The organism is Neorhizobium sp. JUb45 (genome assembly GCF_004343585.1).
Lineage (GTDB): Bacteria > Pseudomonadota > Alphaproteobacteria > Rhizobiales > Rhizobiaceae > Neorhizobium.
Genome location: NZ_SLYW01000005.1, coordinates 164,787 through 184,341, shown reverse-complemented (window position 1 = coordinate 184,341; position 19,555 = coordinate 164,787). Strand labels below are relative to the sequence as shown.

Sequence of the window (19,555 nt, the reverse complement as noted above, 5' to 3'; positions counted from 1 at the left end):
ATGGCGGTGTGAACATGCAATACCTCCTTGAATTTCTCGGCCTGATGGCCGTCTTCTCAATCTTCATCGTCGTTCCGGGCGCCGACTTTGCCGTGATCCTGCGCCAGAGCATCGTGCATGGCCGCCGAGCAGCGATGATGACCGGCCTCGGAATGGGCTTTTCGCTGCTGTTTCACATCAGCTACACCATTCTCGGTCTCGGGCTGATCGTCTCGCAATCGCTGATGCTGTTTTCGCTGATCAAGTTGGCGGGTGTGGCTTACCTGATCTATCTCGGCATCATGTCGTTTCGCGCGCCCGGCTTTAATGTCGAGGAGATCAAGGTATCCGAGGCGGAACGCAAGCCGATCTCGGCTCTGAAATGCCTGGGCATGGGCTTCATCACCAACGCGCTGAACCCCAAGCCTGTGCTGTTCTTCCTGTCGCTGTTTTCGACGCTCGTGCATCACGATACGCCGGCTCTGATCCAGTTCAGCTATGGCATCGGCATGGCGACGGCCTTGGCCGTCTGGTTCGCCGGTGTCTCCACCTTTTTTACGGTCAAGGCCGTTCGCGACCGCTTCATCGCAAGCGGCAAATGGTTCAACCGCATTACCGGTGCCGCTCTGGTCGGCTTCGGCTTCCGCCTCGCACTGACCCGTGCGGCGGACTAAACAGACAATCTCAAGAGGAAAAGAAACAATGTCCTATGATGTGATCGTTATCGGTTCCGGCCCCGGTGGTTATGTCTGCGCCATCAAGGCAGCGCAGCTCGGCCTCAAGGTCGCCGTAATCGAAAAGCGCGCCACCTATGGCGGCACCTGCCTCAATGTCGGCTGCATCCCGTCCAAGGCTCTGCTGCATGCATCGGAAATGTTCCATCACGCCGCTCACGGCATGGACTCGCTCGGCATCGAAATCGCAGCGCCCAAGCTGAACCTCGAAAAGATGATGGCGCACAAGGAGGCCACCATCAAGTCGAACGTCGAGGGCGTGTCCTTCCTGTTCAAGAAGAACAAGATCGATGGCTTTATCGGCACCGGCAAGATCGTTGCAGCCGGCAAGGTTTCCGTTACCGCTGAAGACGGCAAGGTTCAGGAGCTCGAGACCAAGAACATCGTCATCGCCACCGGTTCCGACGTTGCCGGCATTCCGGGCGTCAATGTCGAGATCGACGAGAAGGTCATCGTTTCCTCGACCGGTGCACTGGAACTCGACAAGGTTCCGCAGAACCTGATCGTCGTCGGCGGCGGTGTCATCGGCCTTGAGCTCGGTTCGGTCTGGCTGCGTCTCGGCGCCAAGGTCACCGTCATCGAATATCTCGACAAGCTGCTCGGCGGCATGGATGCCGACGTGTCGAAACAGTTCCAGCGGATGATCGCCAAGCAGGGCATGGATATCCGCACCGAAGCCAAGGTTACGGCCGTCGAAAAGACCGAAACGGGCGCCAAGGTCACCTATGAGCCGGTCAAGGGCGGCGATGCTGTCACCTTCGAGGCCGATGTCGTGCTGATCTCCACCGGCCGCAAGCCCTACACTGAAGGCCTTGGTCTCGAAGGTGCCGGCGTGGCGCTCGACAACCGTGGCCGCGTCGAAATCGACCATGGCTTCAAGACCAATGTTGCCGGCATTTATGCCATCGGCGACGTCGTGAAGGGTCCGATGCTGGCGCACAAGGCGGAAGACGAGGGTGTGGCGCTTGCCGAAATCCTCGCCGGCCAGCACGGCCATGTGAACTATGATGTCATTCCGGGCGTCGTTTATACCCAGCCGGAAGTCGCTTCCGTCGGCAAGACCGAGGAAGAGCTGAAGGCTGCCGGCATCGCTTACAAGGTCGGCAAGTTCCCGTTCACCGCGAACGGCCGCGCTCGCGCCATGCAGGTGACGGACGGTTTCGTGAAGATCCTGGCCGACAAGGAAACTGATCGCGTTCTCGGCGGCCATATCGTCGGCTTTGGCGCCGGCGAGATGATCCATGAAATCACGGTTCTCATGGAATTCGGTGGTTCGTCGGAAGACCTCGGCCGTACCTGCCATGCCCACCCGACCATGTCGGAAGCGGTCAAGGAAGCGGCTCTTTCGACCTTCGCCAAGCCGATCCATATGTGATCGATCGAATTATTCGAACAGAAAGCCGTCGTCTGTCATGCAGGCGGCGGTTTTTTGTTGCCTTGTCGGCTCTACGGAAATCTATTGTGCTGGAGAGCGCAAATCGCCGGGTGTAGGGTTGGGCCATGACAAAAGTTGACGATTTCAGCCGGATGCCGGTTTTCAGTCGACCTCAATTACCGCACCCGATTTTTCCGCGCGCCGATTGGGCCGATTGTTATGCCCTGCAAGTCGCAAACCCGCAATTGTCGGCAATAGAGGCGGCACGTCTTGCCTTCGGCTCTTTTCCGCTATGGGTGAGATTGCTGTTGAAAATGCGAAACGGCATCGTTGCTCTGGCCGGATTGCAGTCCACGGGTGATCTCGCAGGTACAACGACCGAACGGATAGGTTTTTTCCCGATCGTCAAACAATCAGATCGTCAAGTCGTGGTCGGGTTCGACGACAGGCATCTGGATTTCCGGGTTGTCGTTGATGTCGAGAATGGAGACAACGGTCTTTCGATCGTTTCAGCAACAACGTTGGTTTACCGAAAGATCTTGCTCGGACGTCTGTACATTGCAGCCATCACGCCGTTTCACAGGCTGATCGTCAAGACCATGCTGCGCAACATCGCGCGACAGCTGACGCCTATCAATTGATGGCGGAAACCTTGAAGCCCTGTTTGCGCAGCAGTTCGATCACGCCTTCCTCACCCGGCAGGTGAAGTGCGCCGACAGCCATGAACAGGCCGCCTTCCTTGAACAGCGCGGCGGAGCGGTCCGCCATGACATGGTTGCGTTTGGTGACGATCATCTTTTCGAACTCGGCATAACCGGCATCGGCTTCCTTGTCGTCTTCAGGCGTCAGCGCCCGCAGCATAGGCACTGTCAGGCCGATATCACCGGCCACATAAAGCGCCGTCATGGTTTCGGTCACGTCGTTCATACGTGAACCGAGATCGAGCGTTTCCGCGAGCGATTTCAGATGCAGGTCGAGGGGGAGGGCTGCCATTGCGGAAAGCTGCTCCTCCATCGATTCAAGGCCTTTTACCGGCTTGCCTGCAGCAATGGCGTCGAGCGCGATCTTCTTGTCGAGGAAAGGCGCGGCATTGGCCTTGCGTGCCAGTTCGCAGGCGGGAAGCGCGATCATGCCCGATATCATCCAGGGTTTGAAACTCTGAACGGCGGCGAGCGGGATATTGCGCTCCTTCAGAGCGGCCTCGAGCTTTGCCACCTGCTCTTCAGGCAGAAGTGTCTTGATGGTCTTGCCATCCATGAACATCAGCAGGTCCGGTTTGGTCATCAAACCGGCCATTGCCTTCTTCTCATCGAGGATCTCATCCGATTCGATGGCGATCGTTTTTGCATCCTTTGCCGCCTCGGCAGCACCTGCCGGCATTGCGAGCACGCGCGGATCGGTGACATGCATGGTGCCGAGCAGATACGATGTCGGGACGCCGTCCTTTTCGATCTTCCAGAAAATGCCCTTGCCGTTCGGTGTCTTTTCGCCTTCGGCGATCACCTTGGCGTAGCGCGCCGGATCCTGTGTCTTCAATTCGTCCAGCACGTTGTTGCCGGTGCAGACGGGCGCTGCCTGTGCGCTCGCATCCTGCGCATGCGCGGGAGACAAAGATGCCACAACGACCATGAAGGACAGAAAGACGATGACGTGCAGCGTTGCCAGCAGCCATAGGGCGATATCGCCAGGCTGGCGCGAAAACGGATGTCTGGACGAGGTGAAGGCAAATTTTGTCATAGGGCCGATGTATCGCTTCGGTGTCGAAAAGCCCTTAACGGGCGTGGTTAAGCATTGCTTACCGCCCGCTCAGGCGCGGGGGTGGGCGCGGTCGTAGACTTCCAGCAGGCGTGCGGCATCGACGCCGGTATAGACCTGTGTCGTCGACAGGCTGGCATGGCCGAGCAGTTCCTGAATGGTGCGCAGGTCGCCGCCGCCGGCCAGAAGATGGGTGGCGAAGGAATGGCGCAGGGCGTGCGGCGTCGCGGTTTCCGGAAGGCCGAGTGCGCCCCGCAACTTGCGCATTTCGCTCTGGATGATCGCCTGCTGCAGTTTTCCGCCGCGAGCCCCGCGAAACAGCGGCTCGTTGTCCGGCAGATGATAGGGGCAGAGGCGTTTGTATGTCTCCACCGCTTCCAGTGCTGCCTGCAGAAGCGGCACGACGCGCATCTTGTTGCCCTTGCCGGTTATGCGCAATGAGGTCGCGCCCGCCGCCATGTCGGATGGCGTCAGGTCGAGCGCTTCGGAAATGCGCAGGCCGCAGGCGTAGAGCAAGGTCAGGACGGCAGCGTCGCGTGCAGCGATCCACGGCTCTTCATGCAATTGCGCATTCTGGCCGACAACAGCGATCGCCTGCGTGTCCGACAATGGTTTCGGCAGAGATTTCGGCTGTTTTGGTGTGCGGATGGCCGAAGCACCGGCCGCATTGACGAGGCCCTTGCGCTCCAGATACCGCAGAAATGACCGTATACCGGCAAGATGACGGCCGAGCGATCGGTTGCCGGAGCCTTCGCGTCGGCGGGCCGCCAGAAAAGCGCGCAGATCGGCCGGACGCAGCGTGTGAATGTCGCTTATGCGGGCTGGTTCGGCGAGGTGGCCTGTCAGAAATTTCAGGAACTGGCGGGTGTCGCGTTCATAGGCATTGAGCGTGTTTTCGGAAAGTCGGCGCTCGTCGGACAGGCTTTCCATCCATTCCCGGCGCTTCTCCAGAAGTTCGGGCGCTGCAATGATCAGGATTTCGTTCATCACAAGCCTGTTGAATTCGTGTGCCAAAATCCCACATTGCCGATGGTTCCGTTACGAATTCCCTAAAGCCTGCGCATTGTCGTTTTGACATGACGAGGGACTGCGATATACGGCAAGTGGTAATGGAGTTTGTATGGCGCGCCGCGATAATTCGACCGCACTCGGTCACTTTGCTCAAACGATCGCGCTCGTCTCCCAAGGCCGCCCCGGACACATCGTTGATACCCTGATTGCGGAACGCGGCCAGCGAATCGTCAAACATCCGCTGTGGCCGCTGATGCGACCGTTCCTCTATTCGCTGCTTCGTTATGACCGCGCTATCGGTTTTGCCAATGATGTTGCCAATCTGAGCGGTTTCGAGTGTTTCGAGTATATGAGCGATCTGCTGCATCTCGATGTGCAGGCTCATCATGCCGATCGCATTCCGGCGTCCGGCGGCTTCATTCTGGTCAGCAACCATCCGACCGGTATTGCCGATGGCGTTGCCGTCTTCGATCTCCTGAAGCCGAAGCGGCCGGATATCATGGTGTTCGCCAATCGGGATGCGGTGCGCGTCAATCCGCGTTTTGCCGAAACAATCATTCCTGTGGAATGGCGCGAGGAACACAAGAGCAAGCTGAAGACCCGCGAGACGCTGGTGCTGACCAATCAGGCTGTCGAGGCCGGCAAGGTCATGGTGCTGTTTCCGTCCGGTCGTATCGCCTATTGGGAAAACGGCAAGCTCAACGAGCGTCCGTGGAAAACCTCGGCGGTCGGGCTTGCCCGCAAATACAATCTGCCGATCCTGCCGATCCATATGACGGCACGCAATTCAGGCCTGTTTTACTGGTTTGCCAAATGGTCGACCGAATTGCGTGACATGACGGTGTTTTACGAACTCCTGAATAAGAAGGGTAACCGCTTCGACATGACGGTCGGTCACCTGATCCCGCCCGAAGCGCTGGATGGTGATATCAACGACGTCACGCAGGCGCTGGAGCGGCATACGGTGCATAATCTGGCGGCGGATGCCGATGCGCGTTTTGCCTTCGGAGTGAATGACAAGTCGGCTGCGGCCTGACCGTTTTTGACATGTTGCAATCGTTATTTTGCCGTCTCCGGGCTTTGATAGTGAGGACGAGTGATCGGTAGAGGGTTCACTTTTGTTCTCTCTTTCGGCATGGTCGCCGCACACGGGCATAGATGATTTGGGCACAGATAATACCAGTCTTTTCGGTTCACTGTTCGAGGCGCCGCCGCTGAAGCGCGTGGTGCCCGTTCTCGTGCCTTTGCCGGTGCCGGGTCCCTACAGTTATGCCGTGCCCGAAGGCATGCATGTCGAACCCGGTTCCGTTGTGCAGGTGCCCGTTGGGCCGCGCCCGTTGATCGGTGTGGTCTGGGATGGCGAAAGCCAGGATGGGCTTGATCCGAAGAAGTTGCGGCCGATCACGCTCGCTTTCGATTGTCCGCCGCTTTCCAAGGAAATGCGCGATTTCGTCGATTGGGTTGCCGCCTACACACTCTCGCCACCGGGTCTGGTTGCGCGTATGGCGGTGCGTGCGCCGGCAGCGCTTGATCCCGAGCCGATGGTCGAGGCGGTGCGTTATATCGGCGGCCAGCCGGAGCGTCTGACGCCGGCGCGTGTGCGGGTTCTGGATATCGCCAAGGGTGAGGATATTGCGTGGACGCGCAGTGGTCTTGCCCATGCGGCCGGTGTGTCGATGAGCGTGATCGATGGGCTGACCGCGCAAGGTATTTTCGAAACCGTATTCCTGCCGCCGCCACCTGTCGTGGCGCGGCCGGAGCCGGATTATACGGCGCCGCGCATCGAAGGCGTGCAGAAGGAAGCGGCAGCGGAAATCGTCGCCTCGATTCGCGAAGGGGGCTTTTCCGCGTCGCTGATCGATGGCGTGACCGGATCGGGCAAAACCGAAGTCTATTTCGAGGCGATCGCCGAGACGCTGCGGCGTGGCAAGCAGGTGCTGATCCTGCTGCCGGAAATCGCGCTGACGCCTGCCTTCCTTGAGCGGTTTCAGGATCGTTTTGGCGCAAAGCCCGGCGAATGGCATTCCGATCTCTCGCCGCGCATGCGGGAAAAGGTCTGGCGCGGTGTGGTGACCGGCGAGGTGCGCGTGGTGGCCGGTGCACGTTCGGCGCTGTTCCTGCCGTTCGAAGAGCTTGGCCTTATCATCGTCGATGAAGAACATGACCCGGCTTACAAGCAGGAAGACCGCGTCTTTTATAATGCCCGCGACATGGCAGTGGTGCGCGGCCGTATCGGGGATTTCCCGGTCGTGCTGGTGTCGGCCACGCCCTCGGTGGAAAGCCAGGTCAACGGCCTGTCCGGTCGCTACAATCTCGTGCAACTGCCGACCCGCTTTGGTGACGCGGCGATGCCGGACCTGCATCTGATCGACATGCGCCGGCATGCGCCCGAGCGCGGCGGGTTCCTGTCGCCGCTTCTGCTGCGGGCCATGGCACGCACGCTTGAGCGCAAGGAGCAATCTCTGCTCTTCCTCAATCGCCGTGGTTATGCACCGCTGACGCTCTGCCGGGTATGCGGTCACCGTTTCCAGTGCCCGCAATGTTCAAGCTGGCTGGTGGAGCACCGGTTCAAGAACCAACTACAGTGCCACCAATGCGGATATCACCAGCATACGCCGGAACATTGCCCGGACTGCGGCACGTTCGATCACCTCGTTGCCTGTGGGCCGGGCGTTGAGCGAATCGCCGAAGAGGTAGAAAAGCATTTTCCCGATGCCCGTACCATCGTCATGTCCTCGGATCTGCTTGGCAGCGTCAAGCGGATGCGGCTGGAGCTGGAGGCGATCGCCAATGGTGAGGCGGATATCGTCATTGGCACACAGCTCGTCGCCAAGGGTCATAACTTCCCGCTGATGACACTGGTCGGTATTGTCGATGCCGATCTGGGGCTGGCGAATGGCGATCCGCGCGCCGCCGAGCGCACGTTCCAGCTGCTCAGCCAGGTGACGGGCCGCGCCGGTCGTACAGGTCTGAAGAGCCACGGCCTGTTGCAGACCTACCAGCCGATGCACCCGGTCATGCAGGCGATCGTTTCGGGTGATGCCTCGGCCTTTTACGAGCGCGAGATCAACGAGCGCGAAAAAGCCATCCTGCCGCCGTTCGGGCGTCTGGCCTCCATCATCATATCCGCCGAAACGCGCGCCGATGCCGAAACCCATGCGCGCGGCTTGCGGGCTGCGGCGCCAAAAGTGACCGGCATTGCCGTACTCGGACCTGCCGAAGCGCCGCTGGCTTTGGTGCGCGGCCGCCATCGTTTCCGTCTGCTCGTGCATGGGCGCCGCAATTCCGACATGCAGGCATTTTTGCGCGTCATGCTGAATGCCGGGCCAAAGCAGCGCGGATCGGTTCAGGTTCAGCTCGACGTCGATCCGCAGAGCTTTCTTTAACCATAACCGGTTAGCTGCTACACATCCTCACACTATGCATGCATGGAGCGGAAGCCCTATGGAATTCTATTTTCCGACCGAACTACCCGAACAGATCGCCTTCGTGGCATCCGCCGCCACGGCCCTGATCGGTCTTTTCCTGCTTGTGCTGCCCGGCACGGCGCTGCGTCTCGGCGGTTTTCAGGTCGGACAGATCACACCCGAAGGCTATGGCGCCACCCGCTCGACCGGCGGTCTTTATCTCGGGCTGCCGATTTGCGCGCTGCTGTTCGCGCAGGATTTCTACTATCTGGCCGTCGGCGTCACGCTCGGTTTTGCGGCCTTGGGACGCCTGCTGTCACTCTTCCTCGATCGCGGTCTTGTGGTGCGCAATATCGCGCTTCTGACCCTGCAGCTTCTGCTTGCTGCCGGGCCGCTTGGCTATTCCCTCGGGTATTTCTGACGGCCACGTTTTAGCCTGTGACCACCGGTCGCGCCGCCTTGTTTCGTGGAAACAGCCTAAAAACACGCAAACCCACCGTGGAGAGGGTGTTTTGCGGCGCCGCGCGTGTTGCGAGTCCAAACGTCCTATGCTAGACGAACCGCGAATTAAAAAGAACGGCGGGGGGAGGTTCCCTGTTCGTTTCGAGAAAACGAAACGATTTCAAGCGTTTGTTGGACTGCTCAAAACAGGCCTTCCGCTTGGATGATAATCAGGGAATTCGTGCCCGTGGCAGACACATCCCAGCGTATTTCCGGCGTTGCCGAACGTTACGCATCCTCGCTCTTCGAGCTGGCTGTCGAGGCCAATGCAATCGAACAGATTGCTGGCGATCTTGACCGTTTTCAGGCGATGCTTGATGAAAGTGCAGATCTGCGCCGCCTCGTGGTGAGCCCGGTCTTCTCTTCGGAAGAGCAGAAGGCAGCTGTAACGGCGATCGCCGAAAAGGCCGCTCTCGGTCCGGTTGTTTCCAATTTCCTCAAGGTCGTTGCCGGTAATCGCCGCCTGTTCGCATTGCCGGGCATGATCCGCGCGTTCCGCGAAATTGCTGCGGCTCACCGCGGCGAAATTGTTGCCGAGGTCACCTCGGCGCATGCGCTCACCGTAGCGCAGGACAAAGAACTTAAGACGGCGCTGAAGGGCGTCACTGGCAAGGATGTCACCATCAATGTGACTGTCGACCCGTCGCTTCTCGGCGGTTTGATCGTCAAGGTTGGTTCGCGCCAGATCGACACCTCCCTTCGCACCAAACTTTCCACCCTTAAGCTTGCACTGAAAGAGGTTGGCTGATGGACATCCGCGCCGCGGAAATTTCCGCAATTCTTAAAGATCAAATCAAGAATTTCGGCAAGGAAGCCGAAGTTTCCGAAGTCGGCCAGGTGCTTTCCGTCGGTGACGGTATTGCTCGCGTTTACGGTCTGGACAACGTCCAGGCTGGTGAAATGGTCGAGTTCCCCGGCGGCGTTCGCGGCATGGCCCTTAACCTCGAAGCCGACAATGTCGGCGTGGTTATCTTTGGCTCCGACCGCGCCATCAAGGAAGGCGACACCGTCAAGCGTACGGGCGCCATCGTTGACGTTCCAGTTGGTCCGGAACTGCTCGGCCGCGTTGTTGACGCGCTTGGCAACCCGATCGACGGCAAGGGCCCGATCAACGCGACCCGCCGTTCGCGCGTCGACGTCAAGGCTCCAGGCATCATTCCGCGCAAGTCGGTTCATGAGCCCATGTCGACCGGCCTCAAGGCTGTCGACGCTCTGATCCCGGTTGGCCGTGGCCAGCGCGAGCTCGTCATCGGTGACCGTCAGACCGGCAAGACCGCCATCATTCTCGACACGATCCTGAACCAGAAGGCCATCCACGACAACGGCCCGGACGGCGAAAAGCTGTTCTGCGTCTACGTTGCTATCGGCCAGAAGCGTTCGACCGTTGCCCAGTTCGTCAAGGTTCTGGAAGAGCGCGGCGCCCTGCAGTATTCGATCATCGTTGCTGCCACGGCTTCCGACCCGGCTCCGATGCAGTACCTCGCACCGTTCGCCGGTTGCGCCATGGGCGAATACTTCCGTGACAACGGCATGCACGCCCTGATCGGTTACGACGACCTTTCCAAGCAGGCTGTTGCCTATCGTCAGATGTCGCTTCTGCTGCGCCGCCCGCCGGGCCGTGAAGCTTATCCGGGCGACGTTTTCTATCTCCATTCGCGTCTGCTCGAGCGCGCCGCCAAGATGGGCGACGATGCCGGTGCCGGTTCGCTGACGGCTCTGCCGGTCATCGAAACGCAGGGTAACGACGTTTCGGCCTTCATTCCGACCAACGTGATCTCGATCACCGACGGCCAGATCTTCCTTGAAACCGACCTGTTCTACCAGGGCATTCGTCCGGCCGTTAACGTCGGTCTGTCGGTTTCGCGCGTTGGTTCTGCCGCTCAGATCAAGGCCATGAAGCAGGTTGCCGGTTCGATCAAGGGCGAGCTTGCCCAGTATCGTGAAATGGCCGCCTTCGCTCAGTTCGGTTCCGACCTCGATGCCTCGACCCAGCGCCTGCTGAACCGTGGTGCACGTCTGACGGAACTCCTGAAGCAGCCGCAGTTCTCGCCGCTGAAGACGGAAGAGCAGGTTGCCGTGATCTTCGCAGGTGTTAACGGCTACCTCGACAAGGTGGCGGTTTCCGACGTCGGCAAGTTCGAGCAGGGCCTGCTGTCCTACATGCGTGGCGAAGGCAAGCCGGTTCTCGATGCGATCCGCACCGAGAAGCAGGTTTCCGACGACACCAAGGCAAAGCTCAAGGCTGCGCTCGACGCCTACGCCAAGTCTTTCGCCTGAAACCGGAACTAGCCCGAGGACCGATAACGGATGCCTTCACTTAAGGATCTGAAAAACCGGATCGCCTCCGTCAAGGCGACGCAGAAAATTACCAAGGCGATGAAAATGGTCGCCGCGGCAAAACTGCGTCGCGCCCAGGAGGCCGCCGAAGCCGCACGTCCCTACGCGGAACGCATGGACAAGGTTCTTGCCAGCCTTGCGGCTGCCAATGCCGGCAACGCGGAAGCACCTCTGCTTCTGTCGGGTACCGGCAAGGACCAGGTTCATCTTCTTGTGGTCGCCACCGGCGAGCGCGGTCTGGCTGGGGGCTTCAACTCCTCCATCATCCGCCTTGCCCGCGACCACGCGCTGAAGCTTCTGTCGGAAGGCAAGACGGTCAAGATCCTGACGGTCGGCCGCAAGGGCAACGACATTCTTCGTCGTTCCTTCCGCGAAAACATCGTCGATTACGTCACCTTCCGCGAAGTGAAGCAGCTTAGCTTCGTTCAGGCGGATGACGTGGCGGGCCGCGTGCTGACGATGTTCAATGCTGGCGAGTTCGATATCGCGACGTTGTTCTACGCTCGTTTCCAGTCGGTTATCTCGCAGGTGGCAACAGCCCAGCAGATCATCCCGGCAAAGTTCGAAAGTGTTTCCGAGGCTGATAGTGCCTCTGCAGCACTCTACGAATACGAGCCGAGCGAACAGGAAATCCTCGAAGACCTGCTGCCACGCAGCGTTGCCGTGCAGATCTTCCGGGCGCTTCTGGAAAACAACGCTTCCTTCTACGGTGCGCAGATGTCCGCTATGGACAACGCGACCCGCAATGCTGGTGATATGATCAACAAGCTGACCTTGTCCTACAACCGTCAGCGTCAGGCGCAGATCACCAAGGAACTGATTGAAATTATCTCGGGCGCGGAAGCGCTCTGAAGGCCTTAGAAAGGGTAAGAAACATGGCTAGAGCAGCTACCCTGAAGACCCGCGCCAAGAGCGTTACTGCCGCAGCAACCGGCAAGGTCACCCAGGTTATCGGCGCCGTCGTCGACGTATCGTTCGAAGGCGCACTGCCGGCGATCCTGAACGCACTTGAAACCGAGAACAACGGCAACCGCCTCGTTCTCGAAGTTGCGCAGCATCTCGGTGAGAACTCCGTCCGCACGATCGCTATGGACTCGACCGAAGGTCTGGTCCGCGGCCAGCCCGTCAGCGACACCGGCGAACCGATCACCGTTCCGGTCGGTCCCGAGACGCTCGGCCGTATCATGAACGTCATCGGCGAACCGGTTGACGAAGCCGGCCCGCTGGTCACTTCGGGCAAGCGCGCCATTCACCAGGAAGCACCGTCCTACGTCGAGCAGTCGACCGAAGGCCAGATCCTCGTCACCGGCATCAAGGTCGTCGACCTTCTCGCGCCTTACGCAAAGGGCGGCAAGATCGGCCTGTTCGGCGGCGCCGGCGTTGGCAAGACGGTTCTCATCATGGAACTGATTAACAACGTCGCCAAGGCGCACGGTGGTTACTCGGTATTCGCCGGCGTGGGTGAACGTACCCGCGAAGGTAACGACCTTTACCACGAAATGATCGAATCGGGCGTGAACAAGCACGGCGGCGGCGAAGGCTCCAAGGCTGCTCTCGTTTACGGCCAGATGAACGAACCGCCGGGCGCGCGCGCTCGAGTCGCTCTGACCGGTCTGACCATCGCTGAAGACTTCCGCGACAAGGGCCAGGACGTTCTGTTCTTCGTCGACAACATCTTCCGCTTCACGCAGGCTGGTTCGGAAGTGTCGGCTCTGCTCGGCCGTATTCCTTCGGCCGTTGGTTATCAGCCGACGCTTGCCACCGACATGGGCCAGATGCAGGAACGCATCACGACCACGACGACCGGCTCGATCACCTCGGTTCAGGCCATTTACGTCCCCGCCGACGACTTGACCGACCCGGCACCGGCAACCTCGTTCGCCCATCTGGACGCAACGACGGTTCTGTCGCGTTCGATCGCTGAAAAGGGTATCTACCCGGCTGTTGACCCGCTCGACTCGACGTCGCGCATGCTCGACCCGCTGATCGTTGGTGAAGAACATTACGAAATCGCTCGTAAGGTTCAGACGACCCTGCAGCGCTACAAGTCGCTTCAGGACATCATCGCCATCCTCGGCATGGATGAACTGTCGGAAGAAGACAAGCTGACGGTTGCCCGCGCCCGCAAGATCGAGCGCTTCCTGTCGCAGCCGTTCTTCGTCGCCGAAGTGTTCACCGGTTCGCCGGGCAAGCTGGTTGCTCTCGAAGACACGATCAAGGGCTTCAAGGGCCTCGTCGCCGGCGAATACGACCACCTTCCGGAAGCAGCCTTCTACATGGTCGGCTCGATCGAAGAAGCGGTCGAAAAGGCCAAGAAGCTGCAGGCTGCTGCCTGATCTCATTGATGCTTCGACGGCGCGTGACAAACGCGCCGTCGGCTCTTGCCTGCAACATCATCTGAAAGTGGACCGTCATGGCCGACACCTTCAATTTTGAACTCGTATCGCCCGAGCGCCTTCTCGTTTCCGAACAGGTAAGCGAAGTCGTTATCCCGGCGACCCTTGGCGAGATGACGGTGCTGGCCAATCACGCACCGACGATGACAACCATCAAGCCTGGCATCGTGACCGTGAAGCTCGCTTCCGGCCAGACGGAAAAATACGCCGTTATCGGTGGATTTGCCGACATCCTGCCGACGGGCTGCACGCTGCTGGCCGAAGCGGCTCTGCCGCTGCAGGCTCTCACGCGTGAAAAGCTGCAGTCCCGCATCGAGCATGCCCAGAAAGAACTGGATAATGCCGATAGCGACGAGCACAAGACCAAGCTCGAGCAGTTCCTGGTGGATCTGACGCACTTGAACAACACGGTTTCCGGCTGAGGCTGGAGCTCATATCAAATGATCGGGGCGGCCTTCGGGTCGCCCTTTTCATTTCCGGGATTTGCAGGTTTGCAGATCCCAGTTGATCAGGCATGTTGATACCGTCACTTCCAGGGGGGCGGGCAGCATTGATGTTCTCAAATTCCTTCATTCCAGACATGCGTTTTGGTGCGGGCAGTTTTTCTGAAACGGCCGCAGCGGCAGCAGTGCTTGGCGATATCGATCGGGCGCTGGTGGTCATGGACAGCTTTCTGGCTGCCTCCGGGCTGGCCAACCGGCTGATTGACGACCTGAGAGCGCATGGCATTACTGCGGCGTTGTTTGCCGACTTTGCCGGCGAGCCGAAACTTCCCCATCTCCAGGCCGCAACACGGGCGGCAAAAGGTGCGCAGCAGGTTATCGGCGTCGGCGGAGGCTCTGCGATGGATATCGCCAAGATCACCGCCTGCTGCGCTGCCTCTGGCCAGGACCCGATGTTTTATGCGTTGGCGGCCAACCCTCTGCCGAAAAATCCACTCAGGAAGATACTGGTTCCGACCACGGCCGGGACCGGCGCGGAAATGTCTGCGACCAGCATTTTTGCCGGTGACGAGGGCAAAAAACTCTGGATTTGGGGGCCTGAAACCAAGGCCGATCTGGTCATCCTCGATCCTGCCCTGACGGTATCGCTGCCACCGCACCTGACTGCCTGGTGCGGGATGGATGCTTTCATCCACGCATTCGAAGCCGCCACCAACCGTAACACCCATGCCGGCGTACAGCTCTATGCATATGAGGCGATGCGGCTGGTTGCCGGCGCATTGGAAACGGCCGTTAAGGCACCGGGCAATCTCGATGCACGCGGAAAGGTTCTGCTGGGCTCGTGTTACGCCGGTATCGCCGTCGATAATTGCGGCACGGCCATCGCCCACAATATAAGCCATGCGCTGGCGGGCCTTGCTCCCATTCGTCATGGCCTCGCCACGGCACTGGGTTTCGAGGCGACCTTGCCCTGGCTTGTTGCGGCGCCCACTGCGGAGTTGGATGCCGCGGCGAAAGCCATCGGCCTTGCGTCTGCGCAGGAGCTGCCGGGCTTTACTTCTGATCTGATGGATCGCTGCGACATCCGGCGCGCGCTGCCGGTGGCGTTTGATGCTGTTTCACCTGACGAGCTCGCCAACGAGATGGGGGCGATGGAAAACCGGCCGATGCGGCGGGCGACTGCACGGGATGTCGTGGATGGTGACCTTGTCCGCTTCGCCGAGGTGATTATGTCCTTGCCCAAAACGGCTTGATATCAAATACCCCTGCGCTTTTCGCCCTATAGTCACGGCCAGCTTTCACAGAGTGTTTTTCATGAAGATCGGTATTATCGGCGCGGGCATGGTGGGGAGTTCGGTGGGCTTTGCGCTCGCCATTACCGGTTATGTCAGCGAGGTCGTGATCATCGACCGCAACGAGGCGCTGGCGGTGGCGCAGGCCGAGGATATCGCCCATGCCGTACCGTTCATGTCGGCCACGCGCGTCCGGGCCGGGGGATATTCGGATCTCGATGGTGCCGGTATCGTCATCCTTGCGGCCGGTGCCAGCCAGAAACCGGGCGAGACACGGCTTGAGCTTCTGGGCCGCAACACGGAGGTTTTCCGGCAGATCGTCGGGCAGGTTCTGTCCGTCGTCAGCAATCCCATCCTGCTGGTGGCGTCGAACCCGGTGGATGCCATCACCTTCATCACCCAGCGCCTGTCCGGTCTGCCTTCGCAGCGGGTCATCGGCTCGGGCACGATCCTCGACACGGCCCGGTTTCGCAGCCTGATTGCACGCCACCTGAACATCTCGCCGCAATCGATCCATGCCGACGTGATCGGCGAACATGGGGATAGCGAGGTTCTGGCCTGGCACAGTGCGCGTGCCAGCTCCGTCGATCTGGCGTCGTTTGCCCAGCAGATCGGCGCACCGTTGACAGACAAGGTCCGCGCCGAGATCGACGACAATGTCAGAAACGCCGCCTACAAGATCATCGAGGGCAAGGGGGCGACCTATTACGGTATCGGCGCCGGCATTGCCCGTATCGTGCGGGCCATTGCCCGCGACGAAGGTGCGGTTCTGACGGTGTCGCTGGTGACGGATCATGTGGCCGGGGTCGAGCAGGTGGCGCTATCTCTGCCGCGGGTGATCGGCGCCAATGGCGTGGCCTTCGATATGCTTCCCGATCTCTCCCCGAGCGAGCAAGTGGCGCTGAAACGCAGTGCCGAACTTCTGAAAAGCATCACGGATGCGCTGCAACTCTGATCATCCGGCCGTTGCAATCTGTTGAATTGACGAGCGTAACCGGCTAGCGCTTGTTTCGAGGGAGTTGCCATGATCGACAAGCTGGAATTTTTCATTGCGCTGGCGCGCGAGCAGCATTTTGGACGTGCCGCCGAGGAATGCGGCATTTCCCAGCCGACGCTGTCGGCAGCGATCCGGCAGTTGGAAGAAACGCTTGGTGTCGGTCTGGTGGTGCGCGGATCGCGCTTTCAGGGGCTGACACCCGAAGGTCAGCGCGTGCTGGAATGGGCACGCCGCATCGTCGGTGATACGCGCACGATGCGGGAGGAAATGCGGGCTGCGCGCAAGGGGCTGGCCGGGCATATCCGGCTGGCCGCGATCCCGACGGCGCTTGCCATGATCCCAAAACTGACAGAACCGTTTCAGGCCAAGCACCCCGAAGTGACGTTTTCCGTCGTGTCGCGCACCTCCTTGCAGGTGCTGAGCCAGCTGGAAAATTTCGAGATCGATGCCGGTCTGACCTATCTCGACAACGAGCCGCTCGGTCGCGTTACCACTGTTCCGCTGTATGCCGAACATTACACGCTGGTCACGGCAGAGGGCACGCCGCTGTCAGATCGCGAAGAAGTGACCTGGAAAGACATGGCGGGTCTAAGGCTTTGCCTTCTGACGCCGGATAACCAGAACCGCCGGATCATCAACCAGCATCTGGCAAGCGCGGGCGTCGATGTTCGCACCATGCTGGAATCGAACTCGATGGTCGTGCTGCTCGCGCATGTCGGCACAGGGCGCTGGGCCAGCATCATGCCACGTAACGTCGCGCGTTCATTCGGTTTTTCGGCGCAGATCCGCACCATTCCCATCGTCGAACCGAAGGCCAGCCACATTGTCGGGCTTGTCGCCACCCATCGCGAACCGTTTACGCCGCTGGTCTCGGCGCTGCTGCATGAGGCGCGACATCTGGGTGTTATCGATCCGGATTGATAGAAATGTTCTATCGCGTAACGTAATCATCCTATTGACCCTTCCCCTAACCTGCTGCGAAACTTTGCAAATGTAAGCGGAGGAGGGTGTTTTGGCGCGCTGCGCCGTTGATGCCTCGCTTGCATGAACAGAAGTCGGTTGGGAGGCTGACGAATGAACATGCATCTCGCTACGGCTGATATGGCCGAGCGTTCGCGCGATATCGTCCGCGAGCTCAAACATCTCGAAGGCCCGTTGCTGCCGATCCTGCATGCGATCCAGGCGGAGTTCGGTTATGTGCCGGATGATGTTAAGCCGGTCATTGCCGGCGAACTCAATCTTTCACGCGCCGAAGTGCATGGCGTCGTCACCTTCTATCACGAGTTCCGCGATCATCCGGCCGGCCGGCATGTGCTGAAACTCTGTCGGGCGGAAGCCTGTCAGTCGATGGGCGGTGATCGTGTTGCCGATCGCGTGCGGCAATTGCTCGGCATCGATTTTCACCAGACAACGCCGGATGGCGCAGTGACGCTGGAGCCGGTCTACTGTCTGGGCCTGTGCGCCTGCGCGCCTGCCGCCATGCTGGATGGCGAGGTTTATGGCCGCGTCGACGAGCACTGTCTTTCCGACATCGTTGGGGAGATTGGCCGATGACGGTGACGATTTTCGTTCCGCGTGATGCGGCATCTTTGGCGCTCGGAGCCGAGAAGGTGACAACGGCCATCGCTGCCGAGATCGCCGCTCGTGGCCTTGATGCCAGGATCGTGCGCAATGGTTCTCGCGGCATGTTCTGGCTGGAGCCGCTGGTCGAGGTGCGCACCGAGCGTGGCCGTGTGGCTTACGGGCCGGTGAAAGCCTCGGATGTGAAATCACTCTTCGATGCCGGTTTTTTATCTGGCGATGATCATCCTCTCTGTCATCCCCTCTGTCTGGGGCTGACGAAGGAAATTCCGTTCCTTCGTCAGCAGACCCGCCTGACCTTCTCGCGCTGTGGCATCACCGATCCGCTTTCTCTGGATGATTATCGCCATTATCAGGGGCTGAAGGGGCTGGAAAAGGCCGTCACCATGACGTCGGCCGATATCGTCACCCAGGTGACCGAGAGCGGCTTGCGCGGTCGCGGTGGCGCCGGTTTCCCGACCGGCATCAAGTGGAAGACGGTGATGGAGGCGCAGGCTTCCCAGAAAGACATCGTCTGCAATGCCGATGAAGGTGACAGCGCCACCTTTGCCGACCGTATGATCATGGAGGGTGATCCCTTCGTGCTGATCGAGGGCATGGCGATCGCCGGCATCGCGACGGGCGCGACCAAGGGTTACATCTACACCCGTTCCGAATATCCGCATGCGATCGCCACCATGACCAGGGCAATCGAGATTTCTCGCGCGGCGGGTATTATAGGACCGTCCGTACTCGGCTCTGCCCATGCGTTCGATCTGGAAATCCGATCGGGGGCGGGGGCTTATGTGTGCGGCGAGGAAACCTCGCTGCTGAACTCGCTGGAAGGCAAACGCGGTGTGGTGCGCGCCAAGCCGCCATTGCCGGCGCTGCAGGGTTTTCTCGGGCGGCCGACTGTCGTCAACAATGTCATCTCGCTGGCGACTATCCCGGTGATCATGGACAGGGGCGCCGCCTTCTACAAGGATTTTGGCATGGGCCGTTCGCGCGGCACGATCCCGATCCAGATTGCCGGCAATGTGAAGTATGGCGGCCTGTTCGAGACGGCTTTCGGTCTGTCGCTTGGAGAGATCGTCGATCATATCGGCGGCGGTACGGCAACCGGGCGTCCGGTCAAGGCGGTACAGGTCGGTGGTCCGCTCGGCGCCTATTTTCCACGCGCGCTGTTCGATACGCCGTTCGATTATGAGGCCTTTGCCGCAAAAGACGGGTTGATCGGTCATGCCGGCATTACCGTGTTCGATGATACCGCCGACCTGTTGAAACAGGCGCGGTTCGCGATGGAATTCTGCGCCATCGAAAGCTGTGGCAAGTGTACGCCCTGCCGGATCGGTTCCACGCGTGGTGTCGAAACGGTCGACAGGATCGCTCAAGGCATCGAGCCGGAGAAAAACAAGGCGCTGCTTGCCGACCTCTGCAACACGATGAAGTTCGGTTCGCTCTGTGCGCTCGGCGGTTTTACGCCCTATCCGGTGATGAGCGCGATGACGCATTTCCCGGAGGATTTTTCGCCGGCACCGATGGTGGAGGCTGCGGAATGATCGTGTTTTCGAACGCAATGCCGGAGCAAGGCGCCCCCCTCTGCCCTGCCGGGCATCTCCCCCACAAGGGGGGAGATCGGTTCGCCTCCCGTTCCCCGCTTCTCATTTCCCGTTCCATTCTCACTGACGTTTCTCTTGAAACGCCGGTCGCGCCTCTTGTGATCTCCCCACCTGTGGGGGAGATGCCCGGCAGGGCAGAGGGGGGCAGG

The 19,555-nt window shown here is 60.0% G+C and carries 18 protein-coding genes; 16 read left to right on the top strand and 2 right to left on the bottom strand.

The window, feature by feature from the left end; translation table 11 throughout:
- Positions 1-14: 14 nt before the first annotated feature.
- From EDF70_RS20170 to EDF70_RS20160, 3 genes are all read left to right on the top strand, one after another.
- The gene (locus EDF70_RS20170; protein ID WP_132277229.1) at positions 15-653 is read left to right on the top strand and encodes a LysE family translocator; all 639 of its coding nucleotides are present in this window, start codon (positions 15-17) and stop codon (positions 651-653) included.
- Positions 654-660: 7 nt separating this feature from the next.
- Complete coding sequence (gene lpdA, locus EDF70_RS20165; RefSeq protein WP_281033627.1) at positions 661-2,088, top strand: dihydrolipoyl dehydrogenase; 1,428 nt, start codon at positions 661-663, stop codon at positions 2,086-2,088.
- Positions 2,089-2,213: 125 nt separating this feature from the next.
- Positions 2,214-2,729 carry a DUF2867 domain-containing protein gene (locus tag EDF70_RS20160; RefSeq protein WP_245519255.1) on the top strand — a complete coding sequence of 172 codons (516 nt, stop codon included), beginning with the start codon at positions 2,214-2,216 and terminating at the stop codon, positions 2,727-2,729.
- On the opposite strand, the gene EDF70_RS20155 is transcribed toward EDF70_RS20160, so the two are convergent.
- Both EDF70_RS20155 and EDF70_RS20150 read right to left on the bottom strand, forming a co-directional pair.
- A complete protein-coding gene (locus EDF70_RS20155) occupies positions 2,722-3,825 on the bottom strand; it encodes a TraB/GumN family protein (RefSeq protein WP_132277225.1) in 1,104 nt (367 codons plus the stop codon). The two genes, EDF70_RS20160 and EDF70_RS20155, sit on opposite strands and share 8 nt — an antisense overlap.
- A gap of 69 nt (positions 3,826-3,894) precedes the next feature.
- Positions 3,895-4,830 (bottom strand): tyrosine recombinase XerC, encoded by a 936-nt coding sequence (locus tag EDF70_RS20150; protein ID WP_132277223.1) that lies wholly within the window; start codon positions 4,828-4,830, stop codon positions 3,895-3,897.
- A gap of 133 nt (positions 4,831-4,963) precedes the next feature.
- Here EDF70_RS20150 and EDF70_RS20145 point away from each other — a divergent pair, with 133 nt between their 5' ends.
- The 13 genes from EDF70_RS20145 to EDF70_RS20085 all read left to right on the top strand — a co-directional run bounded on the left by EDF70_RS20145 (position 4,964) and on the right by EDF70_RS20085 (position 19,346).
- Positions 4,964-5,890, top strand: a complete 927-nt coding sequence (locus EDF70_RS20145; RefSeq protein ID WP_132277221.1) for a 1-acyl-sn-glycerol-3-phosphate acyltransferase — start codon at positions 4,964-4,966, stop codon at positions 5,888-5,890.
- Positions 5,891-6,017: 127 nt separating this feature from the next.
- A complete protein-coding gene (locus tag EDF70_RS20140) occupies positions 6,018-8,240 on the top strand; it encodes a primosomal protein N' (RefSeq protein ID WP_132277219.1) in 2,223 nt (740 codons plus the stop codon).
- Positions 8,241-8,298: 58 nt separating this feature from the next.
- Positions 8,299-8,682 (top strand): DUF4345 domain-containing protein, encoded by a 384-nt coding sequence (locus EDF70_RS20135; RefSeq protein WP_132277217.1) that lies wholly within the window; start codon positions 8,299-8,301, stop codon positions 8,680-8,682.
- Positions 8,683-8,943: 261 nt separating this feature from the next.
- The gene (locus EDF70_RS20130; protein ID WP_132277604.1) at positions 8,944-9,510 is read left to right on the top strand and encodes a F0F1 ATP synthase subunit delta; all 567 of its coding nucleotides are present in this window, start codon (positions 8,944-8,946) and stop codon (positions 9,508-9,510) included.
- The gene (gene atpA, locus EDF70_RS20125; RefSeq protein ID WP_132277215.1) at positions 9,510-11,039 is read left to right on the top strand and encodes a F0F1 ATP synthase subunit alpha; all 1,530 of its coding nucleotides are present in this window, start codon (positions 9,510-9,512) and stop codon (positions 11,037-11,039) included. Before EDF70_RS20130 ends, atpA begins: the two co-directional genes overlap by 1 nt.
- Before the next feature lie 30 nt (positions 11,040-11,069).
- The gene (locus tag EDF70_RS20120; protein WP_132277213.1) at positions 11,070-11,951 is read left to right on the top strand and encodes a F0F1 ATP synthase subunit gamma; all 882 of its coding nucleotides are present in this window, start codon (positions 11,070-11,072) and stop codon (positions 11,949-11,951) included.
- Positions 11,952-11,974: 23 nt separating this feature from the next.
- The gene (gene atpD, locus EDF70_RS20115; RefSeq protein ID WP_132277211.1) at positions 11,975-13,435 is read left to right on the top strand and encodes a F0F1 ATP synthase subunit beta; all 1,461 of its coding nucleotides are present in this window, start codon (positions 11,975-11,977) and stop codon (positions 13,433-13,435) included.
- A gap of 77 nt (positions 13,436-13,512) precedes the next feature.
- Entirely contained in the window at positions 13,513-13,917 is a 405-nt protein-coding gene (locus EDF70_RS20110; RefSeq protein ID WP_132277209.1) for a F0F1 ATP synthase subunit epsilon, read from the top strand.
- Between the two features lie 131 nt (positions 13,918-14,048).
- A complete protein-coding gene (locus EDF70_RS20105; protein WP_245519254.1) occupies positions 14,049-15,191 on the top strand; it encodes an iron-containing alcohol dehydrogenase in 1,143 nt (380 codons plus the stop codon).
- A 61-nt stretch (positions 15,192-15,252) separates the two neighbouring features.
- A complete protein-coding gene (locus EDF70_RS20100; RefSeq protein ID WP_132277205.1) occupies positions 15,253-16,185 on the top strand; it encodes an L-lactate dehydrogenase in 933 nt (310 codons plus the stop codon).
- Between the two features lie 69 nt (positions 16,186-16,254).
- Positions 16,255-17,148: a LysR family transcriptional regulator gene (locus EDF70_RS20095; protein WP_132277203.1), complete on the top strand. Its 894-nt coding sequence runs from the start codon at positions 16,255-16,257 to the stop codon at positions 17,146-17,148.
- Positions 17,149-17,301: 153 nt separating this feature from the next.
- Positions 17,302-17,781 (top strand): formate dehydrogenase subunit gamma, encoded by a 480-nt coding sequence (locus tag EDF70_RS20090; RefSeq protein ID WP_132277201.1) that lies wholly within the window; start codon positions 17,302-17,304, stop codon positions 17,779-17,781.
- Positions 17,778-19,346: an NADH-quinone oxidoreductase subunit NuoF gene (locus EDF70_RS20085; protein WP_132277199.1), complete on the top strand. Its 1,569-nt coding sequence runs from the start codon at positions 17,778-17,780 to the stop codon at positions 19,344-19,346. Before EDF70_RS20090 ends, EDF70_RS20085 begins: the two co-directional genes overlap by 4 nt.
- Positions 19,347-19,555 lie beyond the last annotated feature (209 nt).

Bases quoted from the DNA above. Each gene is read 5' to 3' on its own strand.
- EDF70_RS20170 (WP_132277229.1), top strand. From the start codon at position 15: ATGCAATACCTCCTTGAATTTCTCGGCCTGATGGCCGTCTTCTCAATC.
- EDF70_RS20160 (WP_245519255.1), top strand. From the start codon at position 2,214: ATGACAAAAGTTGACGATTTCAGCCGGATGCCGGTTTTCAGTCGACCT.
- EDF70_RS20155 (WP_132277225.1), bottom strand. From the start codon at position 3,825: ATGACAAAATTTGCCTTCACCTCGTCCAGACATCCGTTTTCGCGCCAG.
- EDF70_RS20150 (WP_132277223.1), bottom strand. From the start codon at position 4,830: ATGAACGAAATCCTGATCATTGCAGCGCCCGAACTTCTGGAGAAGCGC.
- EDF70_RS20145 (WP_132277221.1), top strand. From the start codon at position 4,964: ATGGCGCGCCGCGATAATTCGACCGCACTCGGTCACTTTGCTCAAACG.
- EDF70_RS20135 (WP_132277217.1), top strand. From the start codon at position 8,299: ATGGAATTCTATTTTCCGACCGAACTACCCGAACAGATCGCCTTCGTG.
- atpA (WP_132277215.1), top strand. From the start codon at position 9,510: ATGGACATCCGCGCCGCGGAAATTTCCGCAATTCTTAAAGATCAAATC.
- EDF70_RS20120 (WP_132277213.1), top strand. From the start codon at position 11,070: ATGCCTTCACTTAAGGATCTGAAAAACCGGATCGCCTCCGTCAAGGCG.
- atpD (WP_132277211.1), top strand. From the start codon at position 11,975: ATGGCTAGAGCAGCTACCCTGAAGACCCGCGCCAAGAGCGTTACTGCC.
- EDF70_RS20110 (WP_132277209.1), top strand. From the start codon at position 13,513: ATGGCCGACACCTTCAATTTTGAACTCGTATCGCCCGAGCGCCTTCTC.
- EDF70_RS20105 (WP_245519254.1), top strand. From the start codon at position 14,049: ATGTTCTCAAATTCCTTCATTCCAGACATGCGTTTTGGTGCGGGCAGT.
- EDF70_RS20100 (WP_132277205.1), top strand. From the start codon at position 15,253: ATGAAGATCGGTATTATCGGCGCGGGCATGGTGGGGAGTTCGGTGGGC.
- EDF70_RS20095 (WP_132277203.1), top strand. From the start codon at position 16,255: ATGATCGACAAGCTGGAATTTTTCATTGCGCTGGCGCGCGAGCAGCAT.
- EDF70_RS20090 (WP_132277201.1), top strand. From the start codon at position 17,302: ATGAACATGCATCTCGCTACGGCTGATATGGCCGAGCGTTCGCGCGAT.
- EDF70_RS20085 (WP_132277199.1), top strand. From the start codon at position 17,778: ATGACGGTGACGATTTTCGTTCCGCGTGATGCGGCATCTTTGGCGCTC.